This window comes from Streptomyces sp. NPDC002889 (assembly GCF_042888425.1).
Classification (GTDB): Bacteria; Actinomycetota; Actinomycetes; order Streptomycetales; family Streptomycetaceae; genus Streptomyces.
The window spans coordinates 156,742-172,447 of the sequence record NZ_JBIAPT010000020.1 but is presented as its reverse complement, the minus strand read 5'-3'; the positions used below and the strand labels follow the sequence as shown (position 1 = coordinate 172,447).

Sequence of the window (15,706 nt, the reverse complement as noted above, 5' to 3'; positions counted from 1 at the left end):
GAAATCGCCAACGGCGACGCGAGGGAGGAACGACCGAGCGCCCTTGACGCCCGACCCGAAGCCGCCACCATCAAGACCAGGAGGGCGGCCCCGCGTTCACCACGCCAACCCGGCCCACCCGAGACCGGCCCCACACCACACCCACCAACCCGGCCAAACCCGAGACCGGCCCTTCGTCGAAGCCGCGGACCCGGCCACCCCCGAGACCGGCCCGGGGACGGCCCCACACCACACCCCCGGACCCGGCCAATCCCCAGACCGGCCCACCCCGCACCCCCGGACCCGGCCACCACCCCGTGACCGACCCCACGCCCACCACACCAACCCGGCCACACCCAGGCCCGACCCCCAACCCCCGCCCCTCCCCACGCCCGAAAAACCCCATTTATCGCGGCACCCGGTGCCCTGTTTCGCGGCACGCGATGCCAATTTCGTCAGAATCAGGAGTTTTTGGGGGCGACGCTTTGATCGATCATCGATCAGAGACTTACAGTCGACGACGGGTTCACCAACCCGTCGCCCTGTCCTGCCAGACACGGCACCCCCTTGTCTCCACCCCCCTCCTGTCCGGAAGGCGGCGATCATGACCGACCCCGTAGGCAAGCTTCCGAGCGAGCTCGACCAGCTCCCGGACCGTGATGCCGAGGAAACCGCCGAGTGGGCGGCGTCCCTCGACGCCGTCACGGAGCACGCCGGCCCGCACCGCGCCGCGTACCTGATGCGCCGCACTCTCCAGCACGCCGAGGCGGCCGGGGTTCCTGTGCCCCGCCTGCTGGAGACGGACTACGTCAACACCATCCCGACCACCTCCGAGCCCGTCTTCGACGGCGACGAGGCGATGGAAGCCCGAATCACCGCCTGGAACCGCTGGAACGCGGCCGCGATGGTCACCCGCGGCTCCCGCTTCGGCGTCGGCGGCCACATCGCCACCTTCGCCTCCGCCGCCTGGCTCTACGAGACCGGCTTCAACCACTTCTTCCGCGGCAAGGAGGGCGACGGCTCCGGCGACCAGCTCTACATCCAGGGCCACGCGTCGCCCGGCATCTACGCCCGCGCCTTCCTCGACGGACGCCTCAGCGAGCAGCAGCTCGACAACTTCCGCCAGGAGGCCGGCGGCAACGGCCTGCCGTCGTACCCTCACCCGCGCCGGCTGCCCTGGCTGTGGGAGTTCCCCACCGTCTCCATGGGCCTCGGCCCGCTCTCCGCGATCTACCAGGCGCGCTTCAACCGCTACCTCCACAACCGGGGCATCAAGGACACCGCGAACTCGCACGTCTGGGCGTTCCTCGGCGACGGCGAGATGGACGAGCCCGAGTCGACCGCGGCGCTCGCCCTCGCCGCCCGCGAGCAGCTCGACAACCTGACCTTCGTCATCAACTGCAATCTGCAGCGCCTCGACGGCCCGGTCCGCGCCAACTTCAAGATCGTGCAGGAGCTGGAGGCCCAGTTCCGCGGCGCCGGCTGGAATGTCGTCAAATCCCTTTGGGGATCCGCCTGGGACGAGCTGTTCCAGCTCGACACGACGGGGGCGCTTGTCCGTCGGCTCCGCGAGGTCCCGGACGCCCAGTTCCAGACGTACGCGACCCGCGATGTGGCGTACATCCGTGAGCACTTCTTCGGCTCCGAGCCCGCGCTCGTCGAGCTCGCGAGGCTGCTCACCGACGCCAAGATCGCCGAGTGCTTCTACACCTCCCGCGGCGGCCACGAGGCCCGCAAGGTGTACGCGGCGTACAAGGCGGCCGTCGAGCACAAGGGCACGCCGACCGTGATCCTGGCGCAGACGGTGAAGGGCTACACGCTCGGCAAGGGCTTCGAGTCCAAGAACGCCAACCACCAGATGAAGAAGCTGACGACGGACGAGTTCACGAGCATGCGTGACCTGCTCGGGCTCCCGATCGCCGACAGCGCCTTCGCCGACGGCCTGGTGCCGTACGGCCACCCGGGCGCCGACTCCCCCGAGGTCCGCTACCTCCAGGAGCGCCGCGCAGCCCTCGGCGGTCCCGCCCCGGCCCGCCGGGTGCACGCCGTGGCCCTGCCCGAGTTCGAGGAGCGTGCCTTCAAGGCCCTGTACAAGGGGTCCGGCAAGCAGGAGATGGCCACCACGATGGCGTTCGTGCGCCTGGCCAAGGACCTGATGCGCGACAAGGAGACCGGCAGACGCTGGGTGCCGATCGTCCCGGACGAGGCCCGTACGTTCGGTATGGAGTCGCTGTTCCCGTCGGCCGGTATCTACTCGCCGCTGGGCCAGACGTACGAGCCGGTCGACCGCGACCAGCTGATGTACTACAAGGAGGCCAAGGACGGCCAGATCCTCAACGAGGGGATCACCGAGGCCGGTGCCATGGCCGACTTCATCGCCGCCTCCACGTCGTACGCGACGCACGGCGAGCCGATGATCCCCTTCTACATCTTCTACTCGATGTTCGGCTGGCAGCGCACGGCCGACCAGATGTGGCAGCTCGCCGACCAGCTCGGCAAGGGCTTCATCGTCGGCGCGACCGCAGGCCGTACGACCCTGACCGGTGAGGGCCTGCAGCACGCGGACGGCCACTCGCATCTGATCGCGTCCACGAACCCCGCGTCGCTCAACTACGACCCGGCGTTCGCGTACGAGGTCGCCGTGATCGTCAAGGACGGTCTGCGCCGGATGTACCGCCCCACCGCGACCTCTCCTTCCGGCGAGGACGTCTTCTACTACCTCACCGTCTACAACGAGCCCAAGCCGCAGCCCGCCATGCCCGAGGGCGTCGAGGAGGGCATCGTCAAGGGCCTGTACCGCTTCAAGGAGGGCGCGGCCGGCTCGGCGGACTCCCCGCGGATCCAGCTGCTCGCCTCCGGTACGGCGATCCACTGGGCGCTCGAGGCGCAGGAACTGCTGGCCGCCGACTGGGAGGTGACCGCCGACGTGTGGTCGGCCACCTCGTGGGGCGAGCTGCGCCGGGACGCGCTCGAGGCCGACGAGGCGCTGCTGCGCGGTGAGCAGCGGATCCCGTACGTCACCCAGGCGCTGGAGGGTGCGCCGGGTCCGGTGCTCGCGGTCAGCGACTGGATGCGCCAGGTACCGGACCAGATCAGCCAGTGGGTCGAGCAGGACTGGTCCTCGCTCGGCACGGACGGCTTCGGCCTGTCCGACACGCGTGACGCCGCCCGCCGCCACTTCGGTGTCGACGCGCAGTCGATCGCGGTCGCGGCGCTGGCGCAGCTGGCCAAGCGCGGCGAGGTTTCTGCCTCTGCCGTGAAGGAGGCACGCGAGCGCTACGGCCTGTAGAGCGCTACGGCCTGCAGAAGGCATGGCAGAACCCCCGGCGGCCCGACGGCCGCCGGGGGTTCTGCCATGCGCCTTCGGTGATGCTTGACCCTGACACCGTGTGAAGCCGTGCACTGGGAGCCGTCATGTTCACCATCGGAGACTTCGCCAGGCACGGCCGTGTGTCGGCCCGCATGCTGCGTCACTACGACGCGATCGGGCTGCTGCGTCCCGCCCTCACCGACCCCTGCAGCGGGTACCGCTACTACACCGCGGCTCAGCTCGACCGGCTCAACCGTGTCGTCGCTCTCAAGGATCTCGGTTTCACGCTCCAGCAGGTGCAGGAGATCCTCGAGGAGCGGGTGAGCACGGAGAAGCTGCGCGGGATGCTGAAACTGCGGCACGCGGAACTCCAGGAGGCGATGGCAGGGGCGGCCGCGCGGCTGGCGCAGGTCGAGGCGAGGCTCCGGTCGATCGAGAGCGAGGGTCACATGCCCACCCAGGACGTCATGATCAAGAGCACACCGGCGGTGCGGGTCGCCGAACTGACCGCTGTGGCCGCCAGTTACGCGCCCGAGCACATCGGCCCCGTCATCTCGCCGCTGTACGACGAACTGTTCCGGCGGCTGAAGGCGGCCGGGGTGACCCCGACGGGGCCCGGTATCGCGTACTACGAGGACGCGCCGCAGGGCGACGGCGCGATCCTGGTGCACGCGGGGTGCACGGTCGCTGACGACCGGGCGCCCGGCCAGGACTTCGAGATCGCCGATCTGCCGGCCGTCGGACGGGCGGCGACGATCGTGCACCGCGGGCCGATGGACGCGGTCATGCCCACGGCGCAGAACCTGGCCCGCTGGATCGACGCGGGCGGCCACCGCTCGGCGGGTTACGCCCGGGAGATCTACCTCGAGTGCCCGCCGGACAAGGAGAAGTGGGTCACCGAGCTCCAGGAGCCGCTCGCCTGAGCTGCGCGATGATGGAGGCATGCGTGCTGCCCGGCTGATCAAGATGGTTCTGCTGCTGCAGTCGCGGCCCGCGATGACCGGGGCCGAGCTGGCACGGGAGCTGGAGGTGTCCGAGCGGACCGTGAACCGGGATGCGCTGGCTCTGTCGGAGGCCGGTATCCCGGTCTACGCCGACCGGGGCCGCGGCGGTGGCTACCGGCTGGTCGGCGGCTACCGGACCCGGCTGACGGGCCTCGGCCGCGATGAGGCCGAGGCCCTGTTCCTGTCCGGACTGCCGGGTGCGCTGCGGGACATGGGCCTCGAGGACGCGGCGTCCGCGGCGCGTCTGAAGGTGTCCGCGGCGCTGCTCCCGTCGCTGAGCGGCGCCTCGCACTCCGCGGCGCAGCGGTTCCATCTCGACGCTCCCGGCTGGTACCAGGAGCCCGAGGCGCCGCAGTTGCTGCCGCTGATCGCGGAGGCGGTGTGGGACGACCGGCGCATCCGGGCGACGTACCGCCGCAAGGACAGGGAGGTGGCGCGGGAGTTGGAGCCGTACGGCCTCGTCCTGAAGGCGGGCGTCTGGTATCTGTGCGCCCGGGCGGACGGCACCTTCCGGGTGTACCGGATCGACCGGTTCTCCTCGGCGGAGTCCGACGGGGCGCGCTTCGCCCGCGACGAGGACTTCGACCTGCCCGGCTTCTGGGCGGAACGCGCGGCGCAGTTCGCTCGCTCCATCCTGCGCGCCGAGGTGCTCCTCAGGGTCACCGAGCAGGGCGCGCTCCGGCTGCCGTACGCCACGGACCGCGCCGCGGCCCAGGAGGCCCTGGCCGCGGCCGGCCCTGCGGACGCCGAAGGCCGGGTGACCCTCACGCTCCCGGTGGAGTCCCTGACCGTGGCGTTCACCCAACTCCTGTCCCTGGGAGCGGAGGTGGAGATCCTCGGCCCCACCGAACTCCGGGAGCGCTTCGCGCGGGCGGTGGCGCGGATGGGAGACCTGTACGAGTAGGGGGCCCTGGCCTCGTCGGCAGGTGACCGGGGCGGGGCCGCACGAACCCCCTACCGGTAGTCCTCCGTCCGGGGCTTGTCCCCCGCCTGCTCGGCCAGGATGTACGCCCACACGTCCGGCCGGCTGCCGTCCGCGTCCGTGACGCCGTACTCCTTGGCCAGTCGGCCGCTGTCCAGCGACTGTCCGTTCCAGCGCGCCCGCTCCGGATCCGCGGCGAGCGCCGCGACCCCCCTGCCGACGTAGACCGGCGACTCGGACAGGGCCCAGTGCCGCTGTTTCTCGATCCCGTCGCGCCAGGTCTCCTCGGTGAGGCCGAAGATGTCCAGCATCTCCTCGGACCGGAGGAAGCCCGGGGTGACCGCCACCGCCGTGCCGCCGACACTCTTCAGCTCCTCCCCCAGGATGAAGGCCATCCGGATCGGGGCGTTCTTGGCCAGGTCGTAGTAGAAGTTCTCGCGGAATCCCTTGTTGGACTCGGCTGTGCCGTCGGTGACCTCGACGACCAGGCCGCCGGGCTCCCTCACCAGCAGGGGCAGCGCGATGCTGCTGGTGATGATGTGGCTCTTCGCTCCCAGGTCGAGCATCCGCAGCCCGCGCTCCAGGTCGACGTCCCACATCTTGGTACGGAAGTCGAGCAGGAAGTTTCCGCCCCAGATGTCGTTGACGAGAATGTCGAGGCGTCCGTGGTCCCGGTCGATGCGTTCGACCAGTGCCCGGACCTGATCCGCCTCAAGGTGGTCCGTCGGGACGGCGATGCCTTCGCCGCCGGCTGCCGTGACCAGTTCCGCGCTCTCCTCGATGGTCTCCGTCGCCCGGCCGACCTCGCTGACCTGCGCGCGGGTCGTACGGCCGGTCACATAGACGGTCGCGCCCGCGGCCCCCAGCTGGACAGCGATGGCACGGCCCGCGCCCCGTGTCGCGCCCGCGACCAGTGCGATCTTTCCGGCGAGTGGCTTGTTCGTCGTCATGGCCCGACCGTCGCACGGATACCCGACATCCCCTGTCGCCATTCGAGTGATTCAACAGAGATGCACGCAGAACGGGGACAAAACCGTGGCTCCGCGTGCGCAGCCCGCCGTCAACCCCGATGCTTGTCCCGTGATGGACGAGACGGAGTTCTGGGAGATCATCGACAGCACCCGCGAGGCCGCCGAGGGCGACCCCGAGGACCATGCCGATCTGCTCGTCGAGCGCCTGCTGAGACTCGACCCCGACTCCGTGCTGGACTTCGCCCGGCACTTCGAGGCCCGCTACAACCGCGCGTACACCTGGGACCTGTGGGGCGCCGCCGCCGTGCTGCTGGCGGGGGCGAGCGACGACGCCTTCGACTACTTCCGCTGCTGGCTCATCGGCCAGGGCCGGGAGATCTTCGAGGGCGCGGTGCACGAACCCGACGCGCTGGCCGAGCTGCTGGACGAGTTCGACGAGGACATCGACGGGGACGGCGAGGAGCTGGGGTACGCGGCGGACGAGGCGTACGAGCAGCTGACCGGCGTCGTCGCGCCGGACCTCGGCATCGCGCCGCAGCCGGCCGAGCCCGTCGGCACACCGTTCGACTTCGACGACGACGCGGCACTGGCGGGGCGTTTCCCCAGGCTGTGGGAGCGCTTCGGAGCGGTGTGACCGCTCACGCCGACGAGGCGTCAGGGCGTCAGGCGACGGCCCATCAGCACATCGTCCACGTACTCCCCGTCCAGGTGGAACTCCCCCGGCAGCACGCCCTCCACCGCAAAGCCCTCCGACTCGTACAGCGCCCGCGCGGGCTTGTTGTGGCCGAGCACCCGCAGCGTGATGCGGATCGCCCCCTGGCGTCGGCCCTGGTCGCATGCCGCACGCACCAGCGCGCGGCCGATGCCGCGGCCGCGTGCCCGGTCCGCCACGGCGAGGCCCTGGATCTGCCGCACATGCCGGTTGGAGTCGAGCGGGGTCGGCGGCACCAGCCGGACGTAGCCCACAACCGTGCCATCGGTGTCCTCGGCGACGAGAAGGTCCTCCGGCCGTTCGTTCGCATCGAAGTAGGGGGCGTACGGCGGCCGCGGCCTCGGCTGTACGGAGTGCAGCGGTGACCACACCGCACCGTCCAGGTCGCGCAGAGCGGTGTCGTCGGCGTGTCGTGCGGGGCGTATGTGCGCTGCGGGCATGGGGGCAACGATGGCACGGGGCACAAGAGGTGCGCCCGTGAATTCCGGCGCGGGGGCGTAGCTGCCGTGGGCGGCCGGCGGGGGGCAGGATGGGGCCATGCGGATCGCAATCACCGGTTCGACCGGGCTCATCGGCAGGGCACTTGTCCGCTCGCTCCGCGCGGACGGGCACGAGGTGGTGCGCCTGGTGCGGCGTCCCGCGAAGGCCGGGGACGAGGTGGAGTGGGACCCGAACCGGCAGTACGTCGACGTGGCGGGCCTCGTCGGCTGCGACGGCGTGGTGCATCTGGCGGGCGCCGGGGTCGGCGACCACCGCTGGACGGAGTCGTACAAGAAGGAGATCCGGGACAGCCGGGTGCTCGGTACGGCGGCGATCGCGGAGGCGGTCGCTTCCCTTGCCGAACCGCCACGGGTGCTCATCTGCGGGAGCGCGGTCGGCTACTACGGCAACGCCGGGGACCGGGTCCTGGACGAGAGCTCACCGCCGGGGGACGGGTTCCTGCCGGGCGTGTGCGTGGAGTGGGAGGAAGCGGCGGCCGCGGCCCAGGAGGCGGGCGTACGGACGGTCTTCGCCCGCACCGGACTGGTGGTGGCCCGCGAGGGCGGTGCATGGGGGCGGATGTTCCCGCTGTTCAAGGCGGGGCTCGGGGGGCGGCTGGGGGACGGCCGGCAGTACTGGAGTTTCATCGCGCTGCACGACGAGATCGCGGCGCTGCGGCACATTCTGGACACGGAGTCCCTGTCGGGGCCGGTCAATCTGACCGCACCGAATCCGGTGACCAACGCCGAGGTGACGGCGGCGATGGGGCGCGTGCTGCACCGGCCGACGCTCTTCACCGCCCCGGAGTCCGCGCTGCGGGTGGTGCTGGGCGAGCTGGCGGCGGATGTGCTGGGCAGCCAGCGGGCGCTGCCCGCACAGCTGTTGGAGTCCGGGTTCAGCTTCGCCTTCCCGACCGTCGACGAGGCGATCCGGGCGGCGCTCAGGTAGCACGGGCACGGCGTGGCCGAGGCGGGGCGGCGGCGGCTGTGCGCCCCCGCGCTCCGGTGCACCGCGCCGTGCGCGACTGGCCCCGGCGTCGCAAATGCCTACCCTCGCTGGGAACTCGGGTATTCCCGGAGCCTGTTGGGGGCATGAGCCTCCCACCAGCCGCGCCGACCTCGGGGAGGGGCACGTGCTCAGCACCGCTCATCATGCGGATGTCGTCATCGTCGGGGCCGGAATCGCCGGACTCTCGGCGGCTCATCAACTGACCAGTGCGGGTGTCACGGTCAGCGTCCTGGAGGCCGCCCCCGAGGTGGGCGGCAGGATGGCCACCGAGCAGATCGACGGGTTCCGGCTCGACCGCACAAGCCAGTTGCTCACCACCTCGCATCCGGAGCTGCACCGTACGGCGGGGCTCGCCGATGCCGGCATGCGGACGTTCTCCCCCGGTGTGCTCGTGCACAGCGCGGGACGACTCCAACGCACCGGCGAGACCGGGAGCACGCGGTGGGGGTCCCCCCACGCCCTCCGGAGCGTGGGGGGAGCATTCACCGTGGCACGCGCCCTCGCGAGCGCCCCTCGGCCTCGTCAGCTCGACCAGGCACGGCTCGGGGCGTCGTTGGCACGGCTCGCCGCCACGCCGGTGCGGCGGGTGCTCGCCCGCCCCGAACGGCCCACGGCGGACGTGCTCCCGGCGCGCGGGCTCCCGCCCCGTACGGTGCACGGCTTTCTGCGCCCGCTGCTGTCGGCGCTGCTGTGCGACCCGGAGCTCACCACCACATCCAGCCGCTGCGCGGACCTCGCGCTGCGCGGCTACGCGCGCGGCCGACTGTGCGTACCGGCGGGCGGGGCAGCCGCCCTGCCACAACTGCTGGCGGACGGGCTGCCGGAAGGGACCGTACGGACGGGTGTGCGCGTCACGGACGTCTCCACCACGCGGGTCAGGACCGAGGAGCTCGGCGAGATCCACTGCCGCTCGGTGCTGGTGGCGACAGGTGCGCGGGCCGCGGCCGCACTGCTGCCAGGCCTGCGGGTGCCGGCGTTCCACCCCGTCACCGTGCTCCACCACACGGCTCCCGCACCGCCGCTCACGGACCCGGCCCTGATCCTGGACGCGGACCGCTCCGGGCCCGTCGCGTACACCGCGGTGATGAGCGAGGTCGACCCGTCGCGGGCGCCGGAGGGCCGGGTGCTGATCTCCTCGACGGTGCTCGGTGCGGGTGCCGGTGCGCCGGCGGCGGATCTGGAGGACCGGGTCCGGGACCAGCTGGCGTCGGTGTACGGGACGCCGACGGACGAGTGGGAACTGCTGACGGTCCACCACACCCCGGACGCGGTCCCGGCCACGCCCCCGCCCCACGATCTGCGCCGCCCGGTACGGGTGCTGTCGGGCCTCTACGTCTGCGGCGACCACCGCGACACGTCCACGGCCCAGGGCGCACTGTTCTCGGCCCGCCGGGCGACCCACGCGATCCTCGCGGACTTCGGCATCCACTGGGGATACGAGCCGACGCCCCTTCCTGCGGCGGCGTGACGGACCGGGGGCCCGCCCACGGGGGGCGGGCCCCCACGTACGTCCGGGGTCGGTGCGCCTGCGGTTGCGGGTGAGTAGGTGCGTGCGCCGTGGTCTCCGGAGCGGGGTGCGCGGCGGGGGCCGCCACACGCACCGGACCCCGCCCGGGAGTGCAGCCCGGTCCCGCCGCCCGCCCAAGGGCCCTGCGGCCCAACGCCACACAAGCGGACCGGACCGCGCCCGAGAAACACCCGGCCTGGCCCAGCCTAGGAACGCGCGCCCCGAGGGCGCCGCCCACCCCGGCCGGGACGGCCCCGGGGGGCCACCACGGATACGCCGCCCACCCGAGGGCACCGTTCAGCCCAGTGCCGCGACGCGGTCGCGATAGGTCCGTACCGCCGACGCGTCGCGGTACGGCTCCAGGCGGCGTTCGAAGTCGCGGATGTACTCCGCCGCCCGTGCCGACCGCATTTCCGCCGCCTGGAGCGCCGCCTCCGCGCCCAGCGCGCACGCCTGGTCCAGTTCGCCCAGGCCCAGGCGGGCCGAGGCCAGGACGACCCGGCAGAACAGGCGGCTGCGCGCGAGCGCAGGCGCTCGCAGCTGGAGCGAGCGTTCCGCATGGTGTGCAGCCGAGCGGTACTGCTGCAGGTCCCGGTGGCAGTGGCCGAACTCGTCCGCGAGCTGCGCCTCGTCGAAGAAGCGCGCCCAGTGCGGCACGTCGTCCCCCGGCCGTGCCGTCTCCAGCGCACGCTCCGCCCGGGCCAGGGCCGCCGTGCACGCCCGCGCCTCGCCCAGCACCCCGTGCCCGCGTGCCTCCGCCGAGTGCAGGAGTGCCTGGACGAGGGGTGGGGCCGAGGCGCCGACGCCCTGTTGGGCGACCCGGGTCAGCTGCACCGCCTCGCGTCCGTGGCCCAGATAGACCGCCTGGCGGCTCATGGTCACCAGCACATAGGACCCGTAGGCCCGGTCCCCCGCCGCCTGCGCGAGCCGCAGGGCCTGTACGAAGTACCGCTGGGCCAGGCCGTGCGCCGCGATGTCGTACGACGTCCAGCCGGCCAGCCTGGTCAGATCCGCCGCCGCCGCGAACAGCCGCCTGCCGGTCACCTCCCCGTACGTCCCGCGCAGCATCGGCTCGGCCTCGTGCTCGAGGTAGCGCACCAGGGCCTGGCGGGCGTGGCCGCCGCCGTACGCGTGGTCGATGGTGCGAAACAGCTCGGCCACCGAGCGCAGCGCCGCGATGTCACCGCTGGAGACCTTCTGGCCGGGTCCCCGGTCGGTGGAGCGCTCGGGTACGCGCTGCCGGGGAACGGACGCCCGCCCCTGCACGGGGATGCGGATCGCCGCGGCGTGCGGGACCTCCCCCCGGCCCACCCGTTCGTCCGCCCGCCCGATCAGCCAGTCCCGGCTCGGTACGACCAGACCGGCGGGCGTGAACGCGATCTTGCGCAGCTCCGCGTGGCTGCCGGAGTCCTTGCGCCACAGCCCGCTGACGATGTCCACGGCCTCCTCGGGCGTGGCCGCGAACTCCAGGCCCGCGTACACCGGCGCACAGGCGTCGAGCCCTAAGTCCTGGGCCGAGAGCCGTCGCCCGAGCCGACGGGTGAACACCTCGGCGATCAGCGCCGGGGTCGTACCGCGTGGTTGCTGGCCACGCAGCCACCGGGTCACCGAGGTTTTGTCGTACCTCAGGTCCAGGCCGTGCTCGAGTCCGAGCTGGTCGACCCGGCGTGCGAGTCCCGCATTGGAGAATCCGGCTTCTGCGATGAGTGCGGCGAGCTGTCGGTTGGGGGTCCGCTGTGAGGTGCGTTCCGTCATCAGCTGTCGGGTCTCCTGCCTTCCGGGCCAGAAGAGGCCTCATGGAACGGCGCGAATTTAGCCTCCCTTCCCGGCGCTACTGCCGCGTTCGCCCTACATTCATCCGATCGTGTGAGGATTGACCACGGCACATGACAGGCGCCGGCCGGCACCCGTAGGGCGCCCGCGCGGAACGACCTGCCCGGCCGCTGCCCTCGGGCCCGCCGTACAGTGGCTGGGGCCCGAACAACTGCAGGGTGAATGTTTAGGGAGGCACAGCAGTGAGTGAGCTGCGGTTCGTCCGACTGGGATTCGGCGGGGAAGCCGTCGAGTACCAGCAGGCCTGGCAGAAGCAGCGCGACGTGCACGCCGCCCGCTTCGCCGACGAGATCCCGGACACCTGCCTCCTGCTGGAGCACCCGCCCGTGTACACGGCAGGCCGGCGTACCCAGGACAGTGAGCGCCCCCTGGACGGCACGCCGGTCATCGACGTGGACCGCGGTGGCAAGATCACCTGGCACGGTCCGGGCCAGCTGGTGGGCTATCCGATCCTGAAGCTGCCGCGCCCGGTGGACGTCATCGCGCATGTGCGGCGCCTCGAGGACGCGCTGATCCTCACCTGCGCGGAGTTCGGCGTCCGGACGTCCCGGGTCGAGGGCCGCAGCGGCGTGTGGGTGCTGGGAGACGCCGAGGACGCGGCCGCGCAGAGCGCCGCGACCGGAGGCCTGTCCCTCGACTTCGACCCGCGCCTGCACGACGAGGAGTTCGACCCGCGCCTCAACGGCCCCGAGTACGCGCCCTCCAACGCCGGCCAGCGCCGGGAGGACCGCAAGCTCGCCGCCATCGGCATCCGTATCGCCAAGGGCGTCTCGATGCACGGCTTCGCCCTGAACGTGAACCCGGACAACACCTGGTTCGACCGGATCGTGCCGTGCGGCATCCGCGACGCGGGCGTGGCCTCACTCGCGGGCGAGGCGGGCCGGGACATCACGATCGAGGAGGTGCTCCCGGTTCTGGAGAGGCATTTGCGCCAAGTGCTGGAGAGCGCGGAGCCACGGCCCCGCGAGATCGAGCGGGCGTCCGCCTGACGCCTGCTCGCGGCCCCGGGGAATGCGCGCCTGCGGCCACAGGTTGGCCACACGTAAGGCCGCACTTTTAACGGGCGTACCCTGGTGTCCGCCGAAGAATCGAAGCTGTAGGGAGCCGGTCGTGTCCGCAGTCGCACCCGACGGACGCAAGATGCTGCGCCTGGAGGTCCGCAACAGCCAGACCCCCATCGAGCGCAAGCCCGAGTGGATCAAAACCCGGGCGAAGATGGGCCCCGAGTACAACCAGCTGCAGAAACTGGTCAAGAGCGAGGGCCTGCACACGGTCTGCCAGGAGGCCGGCTGTCCGAACATCTTCGAGTGCTGGGAAGACCGTGAGGCGACGTTCCTCATCGGCGGCGACCAGTGCACCCGACGCTGCGACTTCTGCCAGATCGACACCGGCAAGCCGCAGGACCTGGATCGTGACGAGCCGCGCCGCGTGGGCGAATCGGTTGTCACGATGGACCTGAACTACGCCACCATCACCGGCGTCGCCCGCGACGACCTGGAGGACGGCGGCGCCTGGCTGTACGCGGAGACCGTGCGCCAGATCCACGCGCAGACGGCGGATCGCGAGGCCGGCCGCACCAAGGTCGAGCTCCTCATCCCCGACTTCAACGCGGTGCCCGAGCAGCTGGCCGAGGTCTTCTCCTCCCTCCCCGAGGTGCTCGCGCACAACGTCGAGACCGTGCCGCGGATCTTCAAGCGGATCCGGCCCGGCTTCCGTTACGAGCGCTCGCTCGAGGTCATCACGCGCGCCCGCGAGGCGGGGCTGATCACCAAGTCCAACCTGATCCTCGGCATGGGCGAGACCCGCGAAGAGGTGAGCGAGGCACTGCAGCACCTGCACGACGCGGGCTGCGAGCTGATCACGATCACCCAGTACCTGCGTCCGTCCGTGCGACACCACCCCGTCGAGCGCTGGGTGAAGCCGCAGGAGTTCGTGGAGCTGAAGGAGGAGGCCGACGAGATCGGCTTCTCCGGGGTGATGTCGGGCCCGCTGGTGCGGTCCTCCTACCGGGCCGGGCGTCTGTTCCAGCAGGCCATGGAGCGGCGTGGCGCGGTGGCGGCCAACGGCACCGTGTGAGCCGGGGCGTTGCGAAGCAGGACCGGCGGCGAGCGGGACTGTGTGAATTCAGGCACAAGTAGTTACCGACCAGTAATGGCCGATTGACGCGGTTCGTACCCTCCCTCGCAGGTCGGGAGCGGGTACGGGCCGCGTCAGTGCGTTCGGACCGCTTCCATGCCGTGCGAAAACGTTTCATCGGTGTTTGACCGGCCAGTCACGCACTGGTAACACCAATCAGTGACCCTGGAATCACGCACCGCTCACACCCACTCGCCGACGTCTCTCCTGAGGGGGACCTCCACCATGCAGGCCGCTCCGGTTCGTCCCGTAAGCGCTACCGCCATCCCGTCCGTCACCGACGCGCTGCGCGCCATGGAGGCACTGCTCCTGGGCAGTGGGCAGCGCACCGCCCGCCGCAACGCATGGAACGCAGTGCTCGAAGACCGGCGCCGGGCCAAGGACCGGGTCGAGGCCCAGCACGTACTGGAGGCCGCGGCTGACCACCGCTCTTAGGCCACGTAAACTTCAGAGCATGGCGAGGAAGGCAAACTCAGACAGCGCTGACGCTGCTGCGAACACCGGGCGACTGAAGCAGATCGCCCTGACGTACAAGATGACCCGAAAGGCCGACCCGAAGGTCGGTCTTGTCGTCGCGGCTGTGGGAATCGTCACCTTCGGTGTCTTCCTCGCGATCGGTTTCTTGATCGACCACCCCATCTACCTGGGCATTCTCGGCTTCCTGCTGGCTTTCCTGGCAATGGCGATCATCTTCGGGCGGCGCGCCGAGCGAGCTGCCTTCGGGCAGATGGAGGGCCAGCCCGGCGCCGCGGCCGCGGTGCTGCAGAACGTCGGGCGCGGCTGGAGCACGACACCTGCGGTGGCGATGAACCGCAACCAGGACGTGGTGCACCGGGCCGTGGGCAAGGCCGGCATCGTGCTGGTGGCCGAGGGCAACCCGAACCGGCTGAAGGCACTGCTCGCGGGCGAGAAGAAGAAAATGAGCCGCGTCGCCGTCGATGTGCCGGTGCACGACATCATCGTCGGCAACGGCGAGGGCCAGGTGCCGCTGAAGAAGGTGCGCACCACGATGCTCAAGCTCCCGCGGGTGCTCACCGGCCCGCAGGTCACGGCGGCCAACGACCGGCTGCGGGCGATGGGCGACGTGATGAGCAACATGCCCCTGCCGAAGGGTCCGATGCCCAAGGGCATGCGGATGCCGCGCGGCGGAAAGACGCGCTGACGACCTACGAACGAGAGAGGCGGCCGGGACGATGTCCCGGCCGCCTCTCTCGTTCTCCCGTGCTCGGCCGCCTCAGATCCGCACCTGTACGGCGCGGGCGAGACGGTCGTGCAGCCCGCGCCCGTCGCGGTCCCAGACCAGCGCCGGGATCGCGAGACAGAGCAGCACGCTGCGGACGACGACCCGGAAGACGCCGAGTCGCTCACCGTTCTCGGCGACGACGCGCAGTCCGAAGAGCCGCTTGCCCGGGGTGAACCCGACGGTACCCACGGTGAGCGCACTCAGCACAAGGAAGACGACCAGGGCCACGTTCGACGCCTTTTGCTGGTCACCGCCCGAGAACAGTCCGTATGCGATCAGGACGCAGAGCCCCCAGTCGACGAACAGCGCACCGAAGCGCCGTCCGAGCGGGGCGATCGAGCCCGGCCCGCTCTCCGGCAGACCGAGCCGCCGGCCCCGGTAGCCGAAGTCGACGCCCATGTCCTCGGCCGCCGCGCGGGGCCCGGAGAGCCAGGATCCGATTACTTGCCTGTTGTCCACCCGTCCACGGTACTGGGCCCGGTTTCACCCCCTGCGGCCGGGGGTTTTTACCGATATGACACAGATGCGTCGCCCGAGAGTGACTCCGGCCCGGTTAACCTCTTCGAAACAAATGGGTCATGCTTGAGAAATCCGGTCTGCC

14 protein-coding genes are annotated in these 15,706 nt (G+C 71.1%); 10 read left to right on the top strand and 4 right to left on the bottom strand.

Annotated features, from left to right (window positions below; translation table 11 throughout):
- Positions 1 to 583: 583 nt before the first annotated feature.
- The 3 genes from aceE (at position 584) to ACFYWI_RS27850 (ending at position 5,197) form a co-directional block, all read left to right on the top strand.
- Complete coding sequence (gene aceE / locus ACFYWI_RS27860) at positions 584 to 3,268, top strand: pyruvate dehydrogenase (acetyl-transferring), homodimeric type (RefSeq protein ID WP_389237679.1); 2,685 nt, start codon at positions 584 to 586, stop codon at positions 3,266 to 3,268.
- Between the two features lie 125 nt (positions 3,269 to 3,393).
- Positions 3,394 to 4,212 (top strand): MerR family transcriptional regulator, encoded by an 819-nt coding sequence (locus tag ACFYWI_RS27855; protein ID WP_389237677.1) that lies wholly within the window; start codon positions 3,394 to 3,396, stop codon positions 4,210 to 4,212.
- Positions 4,213 to 4,231: 19 nt separating this feature from the next.
- Positions 4,232 to 5,197, top strand: coding sequence for a helix-turn-helix transcriptional regulator (locus ACFYWI_RS27850; protein ID WP_389237675.1), 966 nt, complete (start codon positions 4,232 to 4,234; stop codon positions 5,195 to 5,197).
- A gap of 50 nt (positions 5,198 to 5,247) precedes the next feature.
- Here the strand turns inward: ACFYWI_RS27850 and ACFYWI_RS27845 are convergent, their stop codons facing one another.
- Positions 5,248 to 6,165, bottom strand: coding sequence for an SDR family oxidoreductase (locus tag ACFYWI_RS27845; RefSeq protein WP_389237673.1), 918 nt, complete (start codon positions 6,163 to 6,165; stop codon positions 5,248 to 5,250).
- Positions 6,166 to 6,298: 133 nt separating this feature from the next.
- On the opposite strand from ACFYWI_RS27845, the gene ACFYWI_RS27840 reads away from it, so the two are divergent.
- The gene (locus tag ACFYWI_RS27840) at positions 6,299 to 6,820 is read left to right on the top strand and encodes a DUF4240 domain-containing protein (protein WP_389237693.1); all 522 of its coding nucleotides are present in this window, start codon (positions 6,299 to 6,301) and stop codon (positions 6,818 to 6,820) included.
- A gap of 20 nt (positions 6,821 to 6,840) precedes the next feature.
- Here the strand turns inward: ACFYWI_RS27840 and ACFYWI_RS27835 are convergent, their stop codons facing one another.
- Positions 6,841 to 7,338 (bottom strand): GNAT family N-acetyltransferase, encoded by a 498-nt coding sequence (locus ACFYWI_RS27835; protein ID WP_389237671.1) that lies wholly within the window; start codon positions 7,336 to 7,338, stop codon positions 6,841 to 6,843.
- A 97-nt stretch (positions 7,339 to 7,435) separates the two neighbouring features.
- Between ACFYWI_RS27835 and ACFYWI_RS27830 the strand changes: the two genes are divergently transcribed.
- Together ACFYWI_RS27830 and ACFYWI_RS27825 are read left to right on the top strand one after the other, a co-directional pair.
- Positions 7,436 to 8,326: a TIGR01777 family oxidoreductase gene (locus ACFYWI_RS27830; protein WP_389237668.1), complete on the top strand. Its 891-nt coding sequence runs from the start codon at positions 7,436 to 7,438 to the stop codon at positions 8,324 to 8,326.
- Positions 8,327 to 8,510: 184 nt separating this feature from the next.
- Positions 8,511 to 9,854, top strand: coding sequence for an NAD(P)/FAD-dependent oxidoreductase (locus tag ACFYWI_RS27825; protein ID WP_389237666.1), 1,344 nt, complete (start codon positions 8,511 to 8,513; stop codon positions 9,852 to 9,854).
- 336 nt (positions 9,855 to 10,190) lie between these two features.
- Here ACFYWI_RS27825 and ACFYWI_RS27820 read toward each other — a convergent pair whose 3' ends face one another.
- The gene (locus ACFYWI_RS27820) at positions 10,191 to 11,648 is read right to left on the bottom strand and encodes a regulator (RefSeq protein ID WP_389237664.1); all 1,458 of its coding nucleotides are present in this window, start codon (positions 11,646 to 11,648) and stop codon (positions 10,191 to 10,193) included.
- Between the two features lie 260 nt (positions 11,649 to 11,908).
- On the opposite strand from ACFYWI_RS27820, the gene lipB reads away from it, so the two are divergent.
- The 4 genes from lipB (at position 11,909) to ACFYWI_RS27800 (ending at position 15,024) form a co-directional block, all read left to right on the top strand.
- Positions 11,909 to 12,715, top strand: coding sequence for a lipoyl(octanoyl) transferase LipB (lipB, locus tag ACFYWI_RS27815; protein WP_389237662.1), 807 nt, complete (start codon positions 11,909 to 11,911; stop codon positions 12,713 to 12,715).
- A 121-nt stretch (positions 12,716 to 12,836) separates the two neighbouring features.
- The gene (gene lipA, locus ACFYWI_RS27810) at positions 12,837 to 13,802 is read left to right on the top strand and encodes a lipoyl synthase (protein ID WP_389237660.1); all 966 of its coding nucleotides are present in this window, start codon (positions 12,837 to 12,839) and stop codon (positions 13,800 to 13,802) included.
- A gap of 285 nt (positions 13,803 to 14,087) precedes the next feature.
- Positions 14,088 to 14,297: a hypothetical protein gene (locus ACFYWI_RS27805; RefSeq protein ID WP_389237658.1), complete on the top strand. Its 210-nt coding sequence runs from the start codon at positions 14,088 to 14,090 to the stop codon at positions 14,295 to 14,297.
- A 19-nt stretch (positions 14,298 to 14,316) separates the two neighbouring features.
- The gene (locus tag ACFYWI_RS27800; protein ID WP_389237656.1) at positions 14,317 to 15,024 is read left to right on the top strand and encodes a DUF4191 domain-containing protein; all 708 of its coding nucleotides are present in this window, start codon (positions 14,317 to 14,319) and stop codon (positions 15,022 to 15,024) included.
- A 72-nt stretch (positions 15,025 to 15,096) separates the two neighbouring features.
- Here ACFYWI_RS27800 and ACFYWI_RS27795 read toward each other — a convergent pair whose 3' ends face one another.
- The gene (locus ACFYWI_RS27795; protein WP_389237654.1) at positions 15,097 to 15,564 is read right to left on the bottom strand and encodes an RDD family protein; all 468 of its coding nucleotides are present in this window, start codon (positions 15,562 to 15,564) and stop codon (positions 15,097 to 15,099) included.
- Positions 15,565 to 15,706 lie beyond the last annotated feature (142 nt).